This window comes from Azospirillum sp. Sh1, from assembly GCF_008365135.1.
Lineage (GTDB): Bacteria > Pseudomonadota > Alphaproteobacteria > Azospirillales > Azospirillaceae > Azospirillum > Azospirillum oryzae.
The window spans coordinates 115,364-133,835 of sequence record NZ_VTTK01000001.1; the positions used below are offsets into that span (position 1 = coordinate 115,364).

General features: G+C 68.3%; 15 protein-coding genes. 3 read left to right on the forward strand and 12 right to left on the reverse strand.

What is annotated here, in order from left to right:
- Positions 1–3: 3 nt before the first annotated feature.
- The 12 genes from FZ029_RS00520 to FZ029_RS00575 form a co-directional block, all read right to left on the reverse strand.
- Positions 4–1,083 carry an ABC transporter substrate-binding protein gene (locus FZ029_RS00520; protein WP_149198451.1) on the reverse strand — a complete coding sequence of 360 codons (1,080 nt, stop codon included), beginning with the start codon at positions 1,081–1,083 and terminating at the stop codon, positions 4–6.
- Positions 1,084–1,088: 5 nt separating this feature from the next.
- On the reverse strand, positions 1,089–3,245 hold the full coding sequence (locus FZ029_RS00525) for an MFS transporter (RefSeq protein ID WP_149267587.1): 2,157 nt from the start codon (positions 3,243–3,245) through the stop codon (positions 1,089–1,091).
- Positions 3,242–4,012, reverse strand: coding sequence for a hypothetical protein (locus FZ029_RS00530; protein WP_149267588.1), 771 nt, complete (start codon positions 4,010–4,012; stop codon positions 3,242–3,244). The genes FZ029_RS00525 and FZ029_RS00530 overlap by 4 nt, the downstream gene beginning before the upstream one ends.
- A 30-nt stretch (positions 4,013–4,042) precedes the next feature.
- Positions 4,043–5,377: a type VI secretion system baseplate subunit TssK gene (tssK, locus tag FZ029_RS00535; protein ID WP_149267589.1), complete on the reverse strand. Its 1,335-nt coding sequence runs from the start codon at positions 5,375–5,377 to the stop codon at positions 4,043–4,045.
- A gap of 54 nt (positions 5,378–5,431) precedes the next feature.
- Positions 5,432–6,751, reverse strand: a complete 1,320-nt coding sequence (locus tag FZ029_RS00540) for an FHA domain-containing protein (RefSeq protein WP_149267590.1) — start codon at positions 6,749–6,751, stop codon at positions 5,432–5,434.
- Positions 6,752–6,755: 4 nt separating this feature from the next.
- The gene (locus FZ029_RS00545; RefSeq protein ID WP_247892081.1) at positions 6,756–7,325 is read right to left on the reverse strand and encodes a hypothetical protein; all 570 of its coding nucleotides are present in this window, start codon (positions 7,323–7,325) and stop codon (positions 6,756–6,758) included.
- 64 nt (positions 7,326–7,389) lie between these two features.
- Positions 7,390–9,510, reverse strand: a complete 2,121-nt coding sequence (gene tssI / locus FZ029_RS00550; RefSeq protein WP_149267592.1) for a type VI secretion system tip protein TssI/VgrG — start codon at positions 9,508–9,510, stop codon at positions 7,390–7,392.
- A 143-nt stretch (positions 9,511–9,653) separates the two neighbouring features.
- Positions 9,654–10,130, reverse strand: a complete 477-nt coding sequence (locus FZ029_RS00555) for a type VI secretion system tube protein Hcp (protein WP_085089684.1) — start codon at positions 10,128–10,130, stop codon at positions 9,654–9,656.
- 151 nt (positions 10,131–10,281) lie between these two features.
- The gene (gene tssH / locus FZ029_RS00560) at positions 10,282–12,972 is read right to left on the reverse strand and encodes a type VI secretion system ATPase TssH (RefSeq protein WP_149267593.1); all 2,691 of its coding nucleotides are present in this window, start codon (positions 12,970–12,972) and stop codon (positions 10,282–10,284) included.
- A 250-nt stretch (positions 12,973–13,222) separates the two neighbouring features.
- Positions 13,223–14,290: a methyltransferase domain-containing protein gene (locus FZ029_RS00565; RefSeq protein ID WP_149267594.1), complete on the reverse strand. Its 1,068-nt coding sequence runs from the start codon at positions 14,288–14,290 to the stop codon at positions 13,223–13,225.
- Positions 14,291–14,294: 4 nt separating this feature from the next.
- Complete coding sequence (locus FZ029_RS00570) at positions 14,295–14,678, reverse strand: PAAR domain-containing protein (protein WP_085089687.1); 384 nt, start codon at positions 14,676–14,678, stop codon at positions 14,295–14,297.
- 18 nt (positions 14,679–14,696) lie between these two features.
- Entirely contained in the window at positions 14,697–15,008 is a 312-nt protein-coding gene (locus FZ029_RS00575; protein ID WP_149267595.1) for a hypothetical protein, read from the reverse strand.
- A 278-nt stretch (positions 15,009–15,286) separates the two neighbouring features.
- Here FZ029_RS00575 and tssA point away from each other — a divergent pair, with 278 nt between their 5' ends.
- Genes tssA through tssC form a run of 3 tightly spaced genes read left to right on the forward strand, consistent with a single transcriptional unit; the run spans position 15,287 to position 18,472 of the window.
- Positions 15,287–16,423: a type VI secretion system protein TssA gene (tssA, locus tag FZ029_RS00580; RefSeq protein ID WP_149267596.1), complete on the forward strand. Its 1,137-nt coding sequence runs from the start codon at positions 15,287–15,289 to the stop codon at positions 16,421–16,423.
- A gap of 44 nt (positions 16,424–16,467) precedes the next feature.
- Positions 16,468–16,974, forward strand: a complete 507-nt coding sequence (tssB, locus tag FZ029_RS00585; RefSeq protein ID WP_149267597.1) for a type VI secretion system contractile sheath small subunit — start codon at positions 16,468–16,470, stop codon at positions 16,972–16,974.
- A 4-nt stretch (positions 16,975–16,978) separates the two neighbouring features.
- Positions 16,979–18,472, forward strand: a complete 1,494-nt coding sequence (gene tssC / locus FZ029_RS00590) for a type VI secretion system contractile sheath large subunit (RefSeq protein WP_149267598.1) — start codon at positions 16,979–16,981, stop codon at positions 18,470–18,472.

The window sequence follows — 18,472 nt, forward strand, 5'->3', positions numbered from 1 at the left end:
CACTCACGATTCGATGATTTCCGCGAAATTCAGGAGGCCGATGGGCGGGTAATATTCCAGCGACCGCACCGTGGCCATGTTGATGATGACGGAGAAGCGCTTCAGCGTTTCCACCGGGATTTCGGCCGGCTTGACGCCATCCAGCAGGATCTGCGCCGCCTTGAAGGCGGTGAAGCGGCCGATGCCGTAGGCGCTGCTCGCCAGCGCCAGCATTGCCTTGTCGGTGCGCACGATCAGCTCGGTGACGGAGAAGGTCGGCAGATGCAGCCGCAACGCCTCCGCCGCCACGACGCTGCGGTTGTGGAAGGCGATGAAGGTGTCGGGACCGATATACAGCATCTCCGCCCCACGCTGCGCCGCGCGGGCGATGGCGTCGGGAACCGCGGCGGAAATCGGCTCGCCCCGGTCGTTCAGCGGCACCGGCTCCTCGATCAGTTCCAGCCCGCGCAGCGCCGTCTCCGCCCGCAGCCCCTCGATGGTGAGGACGGAGTTGCGTTCCTGCGGGTTGTAGACGACGCCCAGCCGCTTGATCGGGCGGTAGGCCTGGATGGTGTTCAGTTGGACCGCGATGGGGGCGATGTGGATGGTGCCGGTGACGTTGCGCCCCGAACGGGCCAGGTCGGGCACGATCTTCGCGTCCACCGGGGCGGCGACGAAGGTGAAGACGACCGGGATGTCGGTGACGTATTTGCGCGGATCGGGCTGGTCGAACGGACCGATCAGGCCGCGGGTCTGCGGCGTGCCCCAGCTGTAGATCAGATCGGGACGGGTATCCTTGATCTCTTCGATGATGCCCGGCAGCTTGGCGGTGTCGCCGCCGGTGTTGCGGATGGTGTAGTCGACCTTCAAGCCGCGGCGGGCCAGATAGTCCTTGAAGCCGTATTCATTGTCGCTCTCGCCGCGACCCAGCACCATGGTGATGCGGAAGGTCCTGTCCGGCACAGCGGCGGCGAGCGCCGACCCGATCAGCGAGTTGCCGGCCAGCGGCAGGCCCGGCAGCGCCAGCCCGCCGGCGGCCAGCCGCAGCAGTGAACGGCGACGGATGCGGAGGAGGTCGTCCTCGTCGAAGAAGTTCGCGCTCATCGCGGTCAAGCCTCCTGCGGCCGGGTCGCCGGGGTGGCCGGCCGGCCGGTGCGAAAGAGAATCCAGAACAGCAGGGCACTCGCCCCGCACAGAAGGCCGATGCCCAGCATCGCCTCCCGGTAGGAGGTGGCGACCGCCACCGCCATCGCGGTGACGGGGCCGAGCGCGCCGCCGAGCCGCTCGATCAGCCGGTACCAGCCGATGGCCGCAGTCTCCTGCAGGCCGCCCTCGCGGGCGATCTGCGAGACCAGCGTCAGCTGCGGCGCGCCGACCAGCGCCTGGGACAGCCCGAACAGGGCGATGGCCAGCGGCGGCCCCCACAGCGCCTCGGTGGCGACGATGGGCAGGCAGCTGGCCAGCGTGCCGATGCCGCCGGCGGCGATGAAGCCGCGCCGCGCCTGCCAGCGGTCGGACAGGCTGGCGGCCAGCGGCGACACCAGGATGAAGGCGACGAAATACATCATCTGCACCCGGCCGATCTCCGCCTTGGTGGCGCCGTCGGCGGTCAGCAGAAGCGGGACGAGGCAGAAGAGGAAGGCGGTGGAGGCGATCTTGGTCGGGATCGCGCTCAGCACCATCAGGGCTGAGAAACGGAAATCGCGGAACAGCGGCAGCGCGCTGCCCATCGCCGGACGCGGCGCGGCGCCGGCCGGACGCGCCGCCGAGCGGCCACGCAGGAGCAGCAGGCTGACCGACAGGCCGGACCCCAGCGCCAGGACCGCGCCCAGCAGGAAGGTGGCGCGGAAGCCCGCCTGATCGGCGATGATGCCGCCGCCGACCGGACCGCAGACGCCGGCCGCCAGCAGGGCGCCGATGAACATCGCCATGCCGGCCGCCCGGTTGCGCGGCGTGGTGTGGTCCACCACGATGCCCTGCGCGGTGATGAGCACCAACCCGTAGCCGAGCGCGGTCAGGCAGCGCCACAGCATCAGTTCGAACAGCGAGTCGGCATAGGCGGTCAGCGCCAGGCTGACGGAGCCGAGCAGCGCCCCAATGGTGAATGAGCGCGCCCTGCCCCAGCGTTCGGAGAAGCGCGCGCCGCCCGGCTGCGACAGCGCCCAGATCAGCATGAACAGCGTGATCGGCAGGCTGACCACCATGTCCGGCGTCAGCCACGGCACCTCGCCGGCGAAGGATTTGGCATAGGCCGGCAGGAAGGGGCGCGACAGCTCTTCCGACAGGCAGAACAGGAAGACCGGCAGACGCAGGAACACGAGGTTCAGCGGTGTCGGCGGCGGAGTGGCGGACTGCGGATCCCGGAAGCGGAAACGGCTGGCGAGCGCGGCCAGCCCGGCCTCCGCCCGGTCGACCCGCGGATCGTCGTTGCCCAGCCGCCGCCGCAGGTCCGCCACCCGCGCGGCAAGGCCGGCATGGCGGGCATTCACGCTGTCGAGCGCGGCGCGCACGCCGCCTTCCAGCGCGCGGTCGTCATTTGCCCCGGCAGCCTGCGTTCCGGCGGGTTCGGGGATCACCGGCAAGGTGGCGCGGAAATCGCCCTCCTCCGCCCGGTCGGCCAGCAGCCGCAGGGTCAGCACCCGCCGCATGGCGAGATTCACCACCAGCTGCAGCACTTCGAAGATCAGCAGGACGGAGACGATGACCACCGACAGCACGTCGAGCGCCAGGTCGGTGGAGGCCTTCGCCAGGAAGGCGCTGTCGATGCCGACATGCAGCGCGCCGGCCGCAGCATTCGTCCCGCCCAGCGGGTTCTCGACATCGACGAAGCCGCTCACCAGCCGGCCGTCGGCGGGGCCGGACAGCCGGTCGGCCGGCACGGACGACAGCCCGGCGAGCGGTTTGCCCGCCGTCGCCACGATGCGTCCGGCAGGATCGGTCACCGCGATGTAGGCGATGTCTTCGTGGCGATCGACCTCCGCCGCCAGCAGGGCGTCGAGGCCGGCCATGCGGTCCAGCGGGATGCGGACGCCGAGGCCGCGGTCGATCTGCACCGCCAGCAGGCCGCCGACCGTCTGTGCCTTGCGCGCGAGTTCCGGCTGGAACAACGGGTCGAAGCTGCGCAGCGACAGCCAGGACGCCGCCCCCGCCGCCACGAGGAGGACCGCCACCGTGACGATGGTCAGCCGCAGCACCAGCGCGCTGATCGGGTCGCGCTGCCGGTCCGGCGCGGCCTTTGCGGCGTTGGACTGTCCTTTTCCCGTCATGGCGCGGCCCCTTTCGGCATCGGCGATGCCATGTTCACCGATGGAATGCCGCGGGGAACCATCGCATCCAACTCCCGCTCCAGGTCCTCGATGGCGCGGTCGGCGTCGGCGATGCCGAGGTTCAGACGGTCGCGCACCACGCCCAGGGGTGCCGCGCCGGCGGCCAGTCCGCGGCGACCGCCGCCCTGGCGCACGACGACGAAGACGGCGGCGAATGTCGCAAGCGCGGCGATCAGCACCAGGACCAGGGTTCCGAAGCGCAGCCCGTCTTCGACCGCCGCGACCCGCGCCTTCAGGCCGGTGAGGGAGGAACGCAGGATCACCTCGCCCACCGTCTGGCCGAAGCTGTTGCGCACGCCGGTGCCGATGACCAGCACGTCGCCGTCGACGCGCTGGCGCAGCATGCTTCCGGGGTCCTCGTTCCAATGGATCGGGCTGGGGCGGCCGACGCTGTTGCGGTCGGACGCGAACAGCACGATGCCGCGGTCGTCCACCACCTCCACCCCGAGGATCTCCTCGCCGGAGGCGGCGCGTTCGGCCTGCGCCTGCAGATCGACCAGTTCGGACAGATCGAGCCCCAGCGTCAGCCCGTATTCGACCCGCCGCCTCATCTCGTCCGCCACCACCGTCAGGCGGGACGTCGTGACCTCGCGCAGCTTCTGTTCGAATTTCAGCCCGGACAGGGCGACGGACAGTAGAACGGCCGTCGCCACCGTCGCGGCGATGACGGCGCCAGTGCGCAAGGCCAGCACGCCGCCCAGCCTCATCGCAGCCCTACATGACGAATTGGTGATGCATCAGCCACGGATCGCCCAAAGCTCCATCGCCACTTGGGGGAAGTCACCCGCTAGATGAACCGCGATTCCGCCCGACGTTGCAAGCTGTTTCCAAATCGGGCTACCGCGTTCGAGTTCGAAATACACCGCCCCGGCATGATAGGGCAGTTGCCGGGGTGCGACGGGCAGCGGTCTTACTCGGATGCCGGGCAACTGGACATTGACCAGCTCGCGGATTTGTTCGACCGGACCGATCTTGACCAGCGCCGGGAAATTGCGGCGCAGCGCCTCGCCCGGCATGTCCGCCCGCACCGCCAGCACGAAGGTGGCCGTGGTGATGAGCGAGCGGTCGGCGATGGTGCCGACGCGGATGCCGTATTTGCGTTCCAGAAGGTCGATGGGAATGGCGGTCTGTTCCAGCACCGCGCTGAGCGACCGGCGGATCTCCGCCATCACCGGCTCCATCGTCCCCTGCAGGTCGTCGTGCCGATAGGGCGGGAACGTGGGTGGCCGCTTGTTGACCGCGGTGAAGGTGGCCAGTTCGCCGGCCAGCGACAGCATCATGCCGTGCAGCCGTTCCGGATGGATGTCGGGCATGCGGGCGATGTTGGCGAACAGCGGTTCGGAGCGGTTGGCGACTTGAAGCATCAGGAAATCGGCCATTTCGCCGGCGCCGCGCCCGTTGGACCCGGCGACGCGGGCGGCCAGCGCCTCCGACCGGCTGTTCAGCAGGCCCTGGATCTCGGTTACGTAGCCGGCCAAAGGGGCCAGCGCCTGGACGTTCAGGGCCGGCGGAATGTAGCGCTCGTCGAGCGTGGCCCGGCGATCCGACCGCACCTCCTGGATGCGGGCGAGACCGAGGCAATGGTAGCCGGCGCGCTCCTGCCGTTCCAGCCGGTAGCGCAGGCGAAGCCGCCCGGTGCGGATGCGCGACACGCTGGCCGATCCGGCGATGGCGTCGACCGTTTCCGTCTCCTCGCCGACATAGCGGGTGGCGGCGTCGGCGCTCTCGCCCACCTCGAACTCGACGCCGCCGCGCTGGCGCACCGGCAGCGCCAGATAGACGATGCTGTTCGCCAGCGTCTCCGGCAGGTCGAGCGGCGGCGGCGGATCATCGTCGTCGGGGATGTTGATCGGCGTCCCATCCTCCAGGATGCCCTTGCAGCGCAGCACGGCGAACTTGCCGACGGCCAGAAGCTCGCGGTTGATCGTCAGTTCGCTGATGCCCCAGGCGAAGGGGCGCAAGCCCGCCACCCGGCCGCGCACCAGCCGTTCGACATAGCGGTCCTGCTGCTGGAAATGCTGCGCCCGCAGGAACATGCCTTCGGACCAGATGACCTTGTCGTCCCAACTCATGGGCGCTTTCCCTCTTGCAGGCTGGTGGTCGTCGTCATGGGTCGTCCTCCGCCGTCAGCCGCCGAGTGCGTGGCGGTGGATCGGCAGAAGCCGGCGGTAGAGCGCCGCCAGCCGGGTGCCGCCATCGGCCGTCTCGCCCGTCAGCTCGCGCACCGCCGCCAGCAGGGCCGACTGGTGGGCGGCGCCGTCGGCCGCGGCCGACTGCAGCAGCGCCTCCGCCTCGCCCGGCGGCAAGGCGCGCAGCCGGGTCAGCGCATCGTCGGCATCCGCCGCACGGAGCAGGGGCGAGTTCCCCTGCGTCAGCGTGTCCTCCGGATCGAGGCCGAGCAGCGATTCCAGCGCCGCCTGCCGCCGAACCAGCGACAGCACCACGTCGGCCAGCGCGCGGGCCAGAGGGTCGGAACCGGGAGCCGACGCGAAGCCGGATGCGAAGCTGGATTCAGGGCCGGTGCCAGCGGCCGGGGGCGCGGAAGGCGCCGGGCGCGCGCCGAAGGCGGGCGGCACCAGCGGATCGTCCGCCCAATCCTCGGGCGGAAGGCCGTCCGCCAGGGATTGTGGGGGCATTGCAAGGGGCGGTGGCGCTGGCGAGACCGGCGCCACGGGGGTCGGCGACGGCTGGGCCGGCGGCAGATCGACCGGATCGTCCAGCCAGTCGTCGGGGATCGACTGTCCGCCGGCGGCGCTGCCGCTTCCCTGATCGAAGGCGGGTCGTTCGGGCTCCACGCGGATGGTGCCGAGGCTGTCCGGCGAGAAATCGCGCTGGGCCGCACCGGCCCAGTCGGCATCGCGGCCGTAGGCATCGGGATGCGCCGCCGATTGACCTGGGGCGGCGGTGGGCTGCCAGCCGCCGGACGGCTTGCCGCTCCATCGGTCGTCGGCACGCGGCAGGTCGCCGAACAGATCCTCATCCTCCGGGATCGGCATCACCGGAACCGCGCCGCTGTTGAAGGCCGACACGGCGAAGGGGTCGTCCTCCGCCGCCTGCGTCTCCTGCGCCGGAGTGCCGGAGCCGCGCAGCACCGCCAGGAAGGGATCGTTGGCGGCCGGCGCCTCCTCCGCGGCGAAGCCGGCGCGCATGACGAAGCCGCCCAGGCGCAGCCGGTCGCCCTCCCCCACCACGGCGGAGTTGCCGCGGCCGATCGGAGCCGGCGCGTCGTTGAGGAAGACGCCGTTGGTCGAGCTGTCGATGACGATGTAGACGCCGCCCTTGAACTCCACCATGCAGTGGATCTTGGACAGCGTCCGTTCCGGATCGTTCAGTATCCAGTCACAATCGGGACCGCGGCCGATCACCAACCGGCCGGTGCCAAGGTCGCGGGCGATGTCGGCGCCCTGCGACGGCGGGCATTGGATCAGGGTCAGGCGAAGTTTCATCCGATCAAGCCCCCACCTTGCCGCTGCCGCCATTGGCGATGTCCAGCGCCTGGGCCAGCGACGCGCGGTGACGGGCCTTGATCTCCTTCGGGACCGCAGCGGCGGCGAGCAGCACCGCGGCTGCGGCGGCGGTGCCGGTCAGCCCGTCGCCCGGCGGCACCACCACCGCCGCGTCGGGCGGGGCGAGGCTGCCGCCGGACCAGAAGGCGGCCATGGCGGCATTGGCGCAGGCCGTCTCGAAATTCATCGCCTCGGCCGGGGCGAAGCAGGCGCGGCGGTTCTCCTCCGTCGGGCGGAAGACCCAGGCCTCCGCCGCCTCCAGCGCGGCCCCGTCGGCAGGCGCCGGCTCGGCAGGAAGCGCGCCGCGGGCGGCCAGACAGCCCCACCACACCGCCTCGCGCCGCGGCAGCGCCATGCCCAGCAGACGGATGGCGTCCGCATACAGCTCGGCGTCGATCAGCGCCTTCAGGTAGGCGGATGTCGGGGCGTTCGGCGCGAACAGCGCCTTCGCCTCCGCCGACAGGTCCAGCCCCGCGACCGCTTCGGCCGCGCGGGCGAAGCGCAACTTCGGCAACAACCCGATGTCCACCGTCCCAAACCCCGCTTGTGAAGACCGCCCCACTCTGGACGGTGTTTCGTCAATTGATGGTTACCACGCCGCCCTTGACCTGGACCATCCCGTCGCCGTTCACCTGGGTCATCGCACCCTTGATCTGCACCTGGCTGTCGCCGGTGACCTTGACCATCAGGCCTTTGACGGTGACGCCGGTCTGGTCGATCTTGACGCTGTTGCCGCCGACCTTCAGCTCGATGGAGGTCGTGGCCTCCATGGTGATCTTGCCGGTGCTGGCCTTCACCGACACGTCGCCCAGCCCGAGCTTCAGCGCATAGTCGCCCTGCTTCACGTCGATCGCCATGTTGCCCTGGCCGACGGTGAGGCTGTCGTTGCCCTGCCCGACCTCCACCGTTCGGTTGCCCTTGCTGACCGTGTGGGTATCGTTGCCCTTGCTGACGGTGACGGTCCGGTTGCCTTCCCCCACCGTCAGGGACTGGTTGCCGGTCGACACCTCGTGGCTGTCGTTGCCTTCCGACACGGTGACGCTGCGGTTGCCCTTGGCGATGGTGACCGACTCGTTGCCTTCCGATACCGTTTCGGTGCGGTTGTTCTTGATGGTGATGGTCTGGTCGTGATCGACGGTCAGCTTGTCGTCGTTCTCCACCATCCGGGTGAAGTCCTTCTGGGCGTGGAAGTAGATCTCCTCCGCGTCCTTCTTGTCCTCGAAACGCAGTTCGTTGAAGGTGGCCGCGTCGCCGCCCTTGCTGGAGCGGGTCTTGATGCCGCTCTGCGTCTTGTTGTCGGGCAGCGTGTAGGGCGGCATGTTCTCCGCGTTGTAGACGCAGCCGACGATCAGGGGCCGGTCGGGATCGCCGCCGATGTAATCGACCAGCACCTCCATGCCGACGCGCGGGGTGAAGATGGTGCCCCAGTTCTTGCCGGCCATGGTCTGGGCGACGCGCAGCCAGACGAAGCTCTTCTCGTCGTTGGTGCCCTTGCGGTCCCAATGGAACTGCACGCGCACCCGGCCGTACTTGTCGCAGTAGATCTCCTCGCCGCTGGGGCCGACCACGGTCGCGGTATCAGGCCCATGGGTGCGCGGGCGCGGCACCGGCGGCGGACGGAACACGGTGGCGTCGGGGATCGCGGCGAAGCGGCAGGAGAAGGAGGGCGGAACGCCGCCGTTGCCAAGATGGCTCTGGTCCTGGGCGCTCAGCGCCAGATCGGTCAGGACATAGCCCTTGCCGACCTCCGCCGTCACCGCATGGCCGGTCATCGAGATCTTGCCGCCGGCGAACAGGCCGCGGTAGGTGGCGCTGCCCTCCACCCGCTCGTATCCGGTCTCCGTCTCCTCCATGCGCAGGCGCGACAGGGTGGTGCCGTCGGCCTTCACCATATGGCCGCCGGGATAGCCGAACATCTCGTGCGACTTGAAGGCGGGAACGCTGAGCACCGTCGTGGTGCTGGCGGTCAGGTCGGTGCTGGGCGTCTCGAAATTATAGTCCTTCAGCGTCCATTTGCCGGACACGTAGGATTGCGAATGCGCCCAGCCGTCGATGGCCAGCGTGTTGCCCTGCGCCGAGGTGGCGTGGATGACATCCTTGTCCAGGCAGTCGGTGTAGCCGGACGCGCTGTCGCTCAGCACCAGCGTGTGCTTGCCGGCCTCGTGCTGGAAATAGAAATAGATGCCCTCGTCCTGCAGCAGGCGGGCGATGAAATCGAAATGCGTCTCGCGGTACTGGACGCAGACCGGCCGGGCGTTGTGGGTGCCGGACAGCCCCTGCTTCTTCACCTCGGTGACGCCGCAGTCGGACAGCATGGCATCGACGATCTGAACCACGGTCTTCTCCTGGAAGACCTGACAGTCGGAGCGCAGCGTGGCCAGCCACAGGGTCGGCACGATCTCGGCGGTGTATTGGCGGTAGCCGCGGAGCGCCAGCGGCCCGGCGGAAAAGCTGCTGACGATGCCGTTGACGATGCGGGGATCGCCGCCCTTGCGCGCGATGGACAGCGTCAGCGACTTCCCCAGGATGTCGGCCGGCGCGATCGTCATCCGCGGAGAGATCATCGTGATGGTATAGCGGAACAGGCGCGACAGCCCTTCCTCCCCCTCGACGGCCACCGGGATCAGCACGTCCGCGCCCAACGGCGAGGTCAGCGACAGAAGCCGGCCGGTCTGCGAGATGGTGGGCGCATCCGACATGCGGGCTTGGTCCTTGATGAAGAGAAAGTGTCAGTGATGGCAGGTGCTTTGCCCCCTCCCCGACCCTCCCCCGCTTCGCGGGAGAGGGGGAGATCCCCTCTCCCACCGAAGGTGGGGGAGGGTTAGGGAGGGGGCACCGCTTATCAGGCGCTCTTGGTCGTCGACAGGTCGTAGGAGACCGAGATCGGCGTGCCGGCCTTGTTCTTGTCGTCGTAGGGGATGAACTTGTACTCCATCTTGGTGAAGCTGATGGAGATCGACTCCGACGGACGGTCGCCACCCGACGACATCGAGTAGGCCGAGACCAGGGCGTTGGTCAGGGTGTACTCGGCATAGGTGTTGCCCGGGCTGCCGGTGGTGACGAGGTGGATCTGCACCTTCTTGCCGATGGCGCCGGTGCAGGATTCGACGAAGAACTTCGGCGAGGAGCTGTCCATCAGCTTGGTGATGGTCACTTCCGACACCGACGGCTCCGAAGCCTCGCGGTTGGCGGTCGAACCCGACGGGGTGCTGATGGCGCGGCCGACGCCCCACTGCAGCGAACCGACGTCCAGCCACTTCTTGTGGGTCTCGTGGGTGGCCTCGCCGTCGATGCCTTCGTACTTGATGTAGATCGCCATGTTGGTCTCCTCGCTCTTTGAAGGTCGGTCTTAACGGGTAAGCTTGATCTGTGCAGTATGGTTACGAAAGAATTGAGGCGGGTGCTGTGACGGGCGTCACCGCCCGGTCTTTTTTCACGCTCCCGCCCCGGCCCTCCCGCGTCATTACGTATCAGGCGATGTCGTAGACGAAGCGGTCTTCGCCATCGACCGAGACGTGGACGCGGGTGATCGGTTCGCCGTCGCCCATGCGGGCGAGGATGCGGGACGAGATTTCCGGCAGCAGCGTGCGGCTCAGGATGGTCTCGATGTTGCGGGCACCGCTCGACACCTCCTGGCAGCGGCTGACGATGCTCTGTACCAGATCGTCGGAGTAGGAGAAGGCGGCCTTGTAGTTCTGCACCACCCGCTTGGCGATGCGGTTCAACTGCAGGACCACGATCTTCGCCAGATTCTCGTCGGACAGCTGGAAATAGGGGATGACCGTGCAGCGGCCGAGGAAGGCCGGCTTGAAGCTCTTCTGCAGTTCCGGATGCAGCGCCTCCAGCAGCCCGTCGGCGTCCGGCGCGGTCTCCGGATCGGCGCACAGCTTGTGGATCAGGTCGGTGCCGGCGTTCGACGTCATGATGATGACGGTGTTCTTGAAGTCGATGTCGCGGCCTTCGCCGTCCTTGATCGTGCCCTTGTCGAACACCTGGAAGAAGATGTCCTGCACGCCGGGATGGGCCTTTTCCAACTCGTCCAGCAGCACGACGCTGTAGGGCCGGCGGCGCACCGCCTCGGTCAGGACGCCGCCCTCGCCGAAGCCGACATAGCCGGGAGGCGAACCGAGCAGCAGGGAGACCTTATGCTCCTCCTTGTACTCGGTCATGTTGATGGTGGTGACGTTCTGCTCGCCGCCATAGATCAGGTCGGCCAGGGTCAGCGCCGTCTCGGTCTTGCCGACGCCCGACGTGCCGACCATCAGGAAGACGCCGATCGGCTTGCGCGGGTCGGTCAACTTGGCCCGGCTGGTCCACATCGCCTGGGCGATGGCGTCCAGCGCGTGGTCCTGGCCGATGATCCGCTCCTTCATGCGGTCGGCGAGCGACAGGATGGTCTTGATCTCGTTGGAGACCATGCGGCCGACCGGCACGCCGGTCCAGTTGGCGACCACCTCGGCCACCGCCTGCCCGTCCACCGCGACCTTGACCAGCGGATCCTCGCCCTGCACCGCGGTCAGCTCGGCGGTCAGCGCGCTCAGCCTGGCGTTCAGCGCCTCGGCATCGAGCGGCTCGGCGGGAGCTGCGCCCTCCGCGGCCGGCGCCTTGGCCTGCTCGTGCGCGGCGACCAGCTGGTCGCGCGTCTCGTTGATCGCCTTGACCAGCTCCAATTCCTTGGTCCAGCGGGCTTCCAGCGCCTCAAGGTCGGCCTGGGTGGCGGCGATCTTGTCCTTCAGCGCGGCAAGCAGTTCGGCATGGTCGATGCCGATGGCCTCCTCGCGCTCCAGGATCGCGACCTCGGTCTCGGTCAGCTGGATGGTGCGGCGGCGGTCCTCGATGGCGGGCGGGGTCGCGGTCTGGCTCATCGCCACGCGGGCGCAGGCGGTGTCGAGCAGGCTGACCGCCTTGTCGGGCAGCTGGCGCGCCGGGATGTAGCGGCTGGACAGGCGGACCGATTCGATCAGCCCTTCGGTCACGATGCGGACCTTGTGGTGCTTCTCCAGCGTGGCGGTCAGGCCGCGCATCATGTCGACGGCGACCGGTTCCGCCGGCTCCTCCACCTTCACCACCTGGAAGCGGCGGGTCAGCGCCGGGTCCTTCTCGAAATACTTCTTGTACTCGGCCCAGGTGGTGGCGGCGATGGTGCGCATCTCGCCGCGCGCCAGGGCGGGCTTCAGCAGGTTGGCGGCGTCGTTCTGGCCTGCCTGCCCGCCGGCGCCGATCAGGGTGTGCGCCTCGTCGATGAACATGATGATGGGCTGGCTGGAGCCCTTCACCTCGTCGATGACGCCCTTCAGCCGGTTTTCGAACTCGCCCTTCATGCCGGCGCCGGCCTGCAGCAGGCCGAGGTCGAGCGACAGCAGGCGCACATTGCGCAGGTCCGGCGGCACGTCGCCGGCGGCGATGCGCAGCGCGAAGCCCTCCACCACCGCCGTCTTGCCGACACCGGCCTCACCGGTCAGGATCGGGTTGTTCTGGCGGCGGCGGGTCAGCACGTCGATGATCTGGCGGATCTCGGCGTCGCGGCCCAGCACCGGATCGATCTTGCCGTTCTTGGCGCGGTCGGTCAGGTCGATGGTGTACTGGTCGAGGTTGGGGGTCGCTCCGCCCACCTTCGGCGCGCCGCCCGCGGCGGCCCCGCCGGCAGCACCACCGGCGGCGGCAACCGGCGCACTGGTGCGCGCCTCGGCCGTGTCGGCGACGATCTTGGGCAAGTCGCGGCGCAGCACATCCGCGGTGATCTTGGCGAACTGGCCGGACATGTCGCGCGCCTGGGCCGACAGCGATTCGTCGGACAGCAGAGCGGCCAGCAGATGGCCGGAGCGCACCGCCCCCTCGCCATATTGCAGGGAGGCCAGCACCCACGCCTCGCGCATCAGCTGGACGAGGTTGGGCGACAGTGCAGGGGCGCGGCTGTTGCCGGTCTTCAGCTTGTCCAGCACCCGCGTCAGGTCGGCCGACAGCCGGCCGGCGTCGATCTCATAGACGCGCAGGATGGCGGAGATGTCGCCGTCCGCGGCACCGATCAGTTGGAGCAGCCAGTGCTCGATCTCGCAATTGTAATGCGTACGCGACAGCGTCTGTCCGGCCGCCGCCTCCAGCGCCCGCCGGCACAGAGGATTCAGCCGGGAAATCATGCTCTGCAGATCGACCGCCACCATAGCTCCACCCCCTTCGTGTGACCCTTATCGTTCCGACTGGAAGGCCCTTCGGACCTTCTGCGGCCGGTTTCGCCAGACGGCGCCGAACGGCGCGCATCGAAAACCGGACCCGCTCGACCTCAAGTAACCGGCTGGCCCCCGTCCGGGTGGTTCATCCTGCGGCTGCAAGTCGAACTGTGGCCAAGCCATTTCAAAAAATCCACTGCGATACCTCGCAGCAGACGGATTGTCACTCCGCGACTTGCCCGTTTCACGCCCGCAACATGACGATATGCGCAAGATATTGCATGCATGCGCGGTCATGCATACGAACGGTCCATGGCATGTCCAGGGCTTCTCCCTCGGCGTGCAGCCGCCCGACCGATTGCGGATGGGCCCCCGGCGTCAGCAGCCGGGCCAGCACCGCTTCGCAGCGGCCGGCATCGTCGCCGCGCTGGGAATGGCCGCCGAGCCAGGCCTCCACCGGGGTCGCCTGCGTCGACCAGTCGAAGGGCGTCGCCAGAATCGCGCCGCCGCCGTCCGCCACCGCCCCGTCGATCGCGCGCAGAAGCGCCGGCGGCGAGGCCACGCAGTCCAGTACGTTCATCGCAGCGACCAGGGCGAATCGCCGTGGCGCGAAGGGCGGGAACATCGCATCGCCGATCCAGAAATCGACCCGCTCCGCCCCGGTGAACCGGGCCTCGATCCGCCGGCGGTCATAGGCGATGCCGGAACGGCGCAGCGGAAAGACCGCCTCCCCCCGTTCCATCACCCGCCGCGCCAGCATCAGCAGCGGCCAGTGCAGGTCGAGCCCGACCACGAGACCGCCGGTCCGTTCGGCCAGTTCGAAGCTGGTCCGTCCGGCGCCGCAGCCGAGATCCAGCACCGGCCCGGCCGGCAGCGCACCCAGCCGATCCAGCCCGGCGTCGAGACAGCGCACCACCGACCCCGCCTCGCCCGGCGGCGTCTCGGGGTCGAGGTCGCCGTAATGGTCCCAGCCATAGCTGGACAGGTGCTGGCGCGTGGCGTTGAAGGCGCTGTCGGGGCCGAAGCCGTCGCCCAGCACACCCTCCATCGCCGCCGGCAGGTCGGTGCGCGTGGTCAGCAGATGACCGTTGGCGGCCATCCAGCCGCGCAGGTCGGGAACCAGGATCGGAACGCCGTCGACGATGGGATATTCCATGGCGCAGGCGGCGTCGCCGCACACCAGAGTGCCCCAGCGCACATCCTCCGCCGTCGCCTCCTCCACCATGCCCAGCACCAGCGGCACCGCGGCTCCGCCGGTGGCGAGGCAGCGCGGGCAGACCGGGCGCAGGCTCTCGAAATGGCCGAGGCGCATGCGGTCAGCCGCCGATGATGACGGTGGGGCAGCCGGGCGGCAGCACCTTGCCGACCGGTGCGGGGATCGGGGCGACGCAGCTGGTGTGTGCGGTCATGTCATTGATCCGGGCAGCCGGCAGGCTGTTGATGAGAACGGTGCCGGACCCTTGCGAGATCATGCCGGGACCGGCGGGAATGCAGCCGGGCAGAACGCAGGGGGCGGAGATGTCCGTCAGCCGCGCTGCCGGCATCTTGCCGATCAGCACCGTCGGACTGCCCAGGATGATCGCCAGCGGCAGGCCCGGATGGGGTGCCGGCGCCGGCACCGGGGCCGGCGGGTGGATCGGTGCGTGGCAGTGCGGCGTGTCCTGCTTGATCAGGTCGCCAAGGCGGGCGGCGGGCGGCATCCTGGTGACTCCGGCCGGTCAGAAAGGCGATTCGCCGGCAGCCACCGGGCTGCCGGACAGGAAGGGCGACGGGACGCCCGGCGGTTGCGGCAGAAGCGGACGGCCGGCGCGGAACATCATCCGGGACACCACCGTCTCGCCATCCTCCGCATAGAAGAAGCAGGGTCCCTCCAGCATCCCGGCGGCGATGCCGACCCGTGCCAACAGCCGGCCGGTGGCGTCGCGCTTTTCCACCAGCACGGGCATGGCGGTCTCGACGGGCACGGCCACATCGGCCGGCGGGCCCATGGCCATGCCTTGCGGGTTGTACGGATTGGCGCCAGGAGTCATCGCAAAAGGCATCCCGAGGGGCTTCGTTCCGACGTCAGACCGGCAGCATTCATCCGCAATTGCGTTTCGTCAAGCTTGTCTGGGTAGCCCACCGGCTAATTTGTTACGCATCTGCAATATTTCGTTCGTCCAGGCCTACCATGACGAATAGCCTTGTCGAACCGTTGTAAGTAACGCTATCAATTTTGCGGCTCGAACGCTTGCTCCCAAACTCGCGGGAGAGTCGGCGGTCGACTATCGCTTCCTTCATATGAATGCGGAAAGGGTGTTCTCCTTACATGGCGTCACCGCAAATTTTCGACATTGAAGAGCTTCTGCAGCCGATCGAGGGTGATTCCGAATCCGGAATCGACCTGCGCGAGAATGCCTCGGCCGATTATTACACGGTGAAGGATGCGCGCAGCGCCGCCCGCGCCGCGGAACGCTCCATGGATGTGGAGGACGACGCCGGCGGGCTGCTGCCCGAATGGCGCACCATCCTGGAGGTCAGCCCCAGAATCCTGCGCACCCAGGCGAAGGACCTCGAGGTCACCGCCTGGTTCATCGAGGCGCTGCTGCGGGCGGAGGGCTATGCCGGTCTGCGAGACGGCTTCGCGCTGGCCCGCGGCCTGGTGGAGCGGTTCTGGGACGGTCTGTATCCCGCGCCGGACGAGGACGGCATCGCCACCCGCGTCGGGCCGCTGACCGGCCTGAACGGCGAATCGGCCGACGGCACGCTGATCCAGCCGATCCGCAAGGTGCCGCTGACGATGGGGGACATCCCCTATTCGCTCTGGCAGTACGAACAGGCCATCGAGCTGGCGAAGATCACCGACGAGGCGCGCCGACAGGCGCGAATCGACAACGGCGCCGTCACCTGGGAGCAGTTCGAGCAGAGCGTGCGCGAGACGCCGGCGCCGGAGTTCAAGACGCTGGTCGAGGACATCCAGGGCGCCATCGACGAATTCGAGGCGCTGGGCAAGACCCTGTACGACAAGGCCGGCTACGATTCGCCGCCCGCGGGCAACATCCGCAACGTGCTGACGGCGGCGCTGGACGCAGTGAACTACGCCGCGCGCGACCGTTTGGCGACCCTGTCCGGCGACGAGCCGGCGGCGGCCGACAGCCCTTCGGGATCGACCGAACTGGTGGCGACCGGCGGCGGGGCAGTGGCCGCGACCGCGAAGGTCCAGGCCAGCGGGGCTGTGACAACGCGCGAGGAGGCCTTCAAGGTCCTCTTGCAGGTCGCCGATTTCTTCCGCAAGACGGAACCCCATTCCCCCATCTCCTACACGCTGGAGGAGGTGGTGCGCCGCGGCCGCATGTCGCTGCAGGAGCTTTTGCAGGAACTCATCACCGACGAGGAAACGCGGCGGCAGTTCTTCATCGCCTCCGGCGCCAAGGCGCCGCCGCCGGCAGAGCAATCCGGGTATTGACGATCATCGCCTATCCTACGGCGTGAGCAGGGAGGTCCGATCACATGGCGAGTATCCACCAGAAGCTGGATCGCGTGCGCAAGCCCCGCGTCCACATCACCTACGACGTCGAGACCGAAGGCGCGACCGTCGTCAAGGAGCTGCCCTTCGTCGTGGGCGTCCTCGGCGACTTCTCGGGCGATCCGACCGAGCCGCTGAAGCCGCTGAAGGACCGCAAGTTCATTCAGATCGACCGCGACAACTTCAACGACGTCATGGCCCGCATGACGCCCGGCCTGAAGATGAAGGTCGACAACACCCTGGCCGACGACGGCACCCAGCTGTCGGTCGATCTCGCCTTCAAGTCGATGGAGGATTTCGAGCCGGGCCGCGTCGTGCAGCAGGTCGAGCCGCTGCGCAAGCTGCTGGAGACCCGCAACCAGCTGCGCGACCTGCTGAGCAAGGCCGACCGCTCGGAAGAGCTGGAAGGTCTGCTGGAGCGCGTGCTGCAGAACACCGACGAGCTGAAGACGCTGAGCGGCGAGCTCGGCACCGAGACGAAGGAGGGCTGATCCCATGAGCGACGCTCAGACCCAGGGCGCAGGCGCTACCGGCGCCGTTGCCGAAGGTACCGGCCTCTCGATCCTCGACCAGGCCATCGCCGCCACCAAGCAGACCGAGCCGGACCGTGCGCAGGAGCTGCTGCGCACCCTGACCCAGGAAGCGCTGGCCGGCACGGTCACCTTCAACAAGAACCTGGGCCAGACGATCAACAAGGCGATCGCCGCGATCGACGCCAAGATCAGCAAGCAGCTCAACGCCATCATGCACCACGAGAAGTTCCAGAAGCTGGAAGGATCGTGGCGCGGCCTGAACTACCTGGTCATGAACTCGGAGACGGGCTCGACGCTCAAGATCCGCGTCATGAACTGCCCGAAGAAGGACCTGTACAAGGACATCTCGAAGGCGGTCGAGTTCGACCAGAGCAACCTGTTCAAGAAGATCTACGAGAACGAGTTCGGCATCGCCGGCGGCGAACCCTACGGCGCCCTGATCGGCGACTACGAGTTCACCAACCACCCCGACGACATGGAGCTGCTGACCGGCGTCTCCAACGTCGCGGCCGCCGCCTTCGCGCCCTTCATCTCCGCCGCCAGCCCCAAGCTGTTCGGCTTCGAGGACATGACCGAGCTGTCGAAGCCGCGCGACCTTGAGAAGATCTTCGACAGCGTCGAATACACCAAGTGGCGCAGCTTCCGCGAGAGCGACGACAGCCGCTTCGTCACGCTGACCATGCCGCGCGTGCTGGCCCGCATGCCCTACGGCGCCAACACCAAGCCGGTCGAGGAGTTCGAGTACGAGGAGGCCCCGTACGAGGGCGGCATCGCCCGGCCGATGGCGCACAACGACTATTGCTGGATGAACGCCTCCTACGCGATGGGCCAGCGCCTGACCAACGCCTTCTCGCAGTATGGCTGGTGCACGGCCATCCGCGGCGCCGAGGGCGGCGGCAAGGTGGAGAACCTGCCCTTCCACACCTTCACCTCCGACGACGGCGACAGCGACGCCAAGTGCCCGACCGAGATCGGCATCACCGACCGCCGCGAGGCCGAGCTGTCGAAGCTGGGCTTCCTGCCGCTCTGCCACTACAAGAACCAGGACTACGCCGTCTTCTTCGGCGCCCAGACGACGCAGAAGCCCAAGAAGTACGACCGGCCGGAGGCGACCGCGAACGCCGCGATCTCCGCCCGCCTGCCCTACATCATGGCGACCTCCCGTTTCGCCCATTACCTGAAGATCATGGCGCGCGACAAGATCGGCTCCTTCATGGAGGCGAGCGACTGCGAGGCGTGGCTGAACCGCTGGATCCTGAACTACGTCAACGGCAACGAAGCCGCGGGCCAGGAGATGAAGGCGAAGTACCCGCTGGCCGAAGCCAAGGTGCAGGTGAAGGAGATCCCGGGCAAGCCCGGCTCCTACAACGCCGTCGCCTGGATGCGCCCGTGGCTGCAGATGGAGGAACTGACCACCTCCATGCGCATGGTCGCCCGCATCCCGCAGGCCGGCTGA

Bases quoted from the DNA above. Each gene is read 5' to 3' on its own strand.
- tssH (WP_149267593.1), bottom strand. From the start codon at position 12,972: ATGGTGGCGGTCGATCTGCAGAGCATGATTTCCCGGCTGAATCCTCTG.
- FZ029_RS00520 (WP_149198451.1), bottom strand. From the start codon at position 1,083: ATGAGCGCGAACTTCTTCGACGAGGACGACCTCCTCCGCATCCGTCGC.
- FZ029_RS00530 (WP_149267588.1), bottom strand. From the start codon at position 4,012: ATGAGGCTGGGCGGCGTGCTGGCCTTGCGCACTGGCGCCGTCATCGCC.
- tssC (WP_149267598.1), top strand. From the start codon at position 16,979: ATGAGCGACGCTCAGACCCAGGGCGCAGGCGCTACCGGCGCCGTTGCC.
- tssB (WP_149267597.1), top strand. From the start codon at position 16,468: ATGGCGAGTATCCACCAGAAGCTGGATCGCGTGCGCAAGCCCCGCGTC.
- FZ029_RS00570 (WP_085089687.1), bottom strand. From the start codon at position 14,678: ATGCCGCCCGCCGCCCGCCTTGGCGACCTGATCAAGCAGGACACGCCG.
- FZ029_RS00540 (WP_149267590.1), bottom strand. From the start codon at position 6,751: ATGAAACTTCGCCTGACCCTGATCCAATGCCCGCCGTCGCAGGGCGCC.
- FZ029_RS00555 (WP_085089684.1), bottom strand. From the start codon at position 10,130: ATGGCGATCTACATCAAGTACGAAGGCATCGACGGCGAGGCCACCCAC.
- FZ029_RS00525 (WP_149267587.1), bottom strand. From the start codon at position 3,245: ATGACGGGAAAAGGACAGTCCAACGCCGCAAAGGCCGCGCCGGACCGG.
- tssI (WP_149267592.1), bottom strand. From the start codon at position 9,510: ATGTCGGATGCGCCCACCATCTCGCAGACCGGCCGGCTTCTGTCGCTG.
- tssK (WP_149267589.1), bottom strand. From the start codon at position 5,377: ATGAGTTGGGACGACAAGGTCATCTGGTCCGAAGGCATGTTCCTGCGG.
- tssA (WP_149267596.1), top strand. From the start codon at position 15,287: ATGGCGTCACCGCAAATTTTCGACATTGAAGAGCTTCTGCAGCCGATC.
- FZ029_RS00565 (WP_149267594.1), bottom strand. From the start codon at position 14,290: ATGCGCCTCGGCCATTTCGAGAGCCTGCGCCCGGTCTGCCCGCGCTGC.
- FZ029_RS00575 (WP_149267595.1), bottom strand. From the start codon at position 15,008: ATGACTCCTGGCGCCAATCCGTACAACCCGCAAGGCATGGCCATGGGC.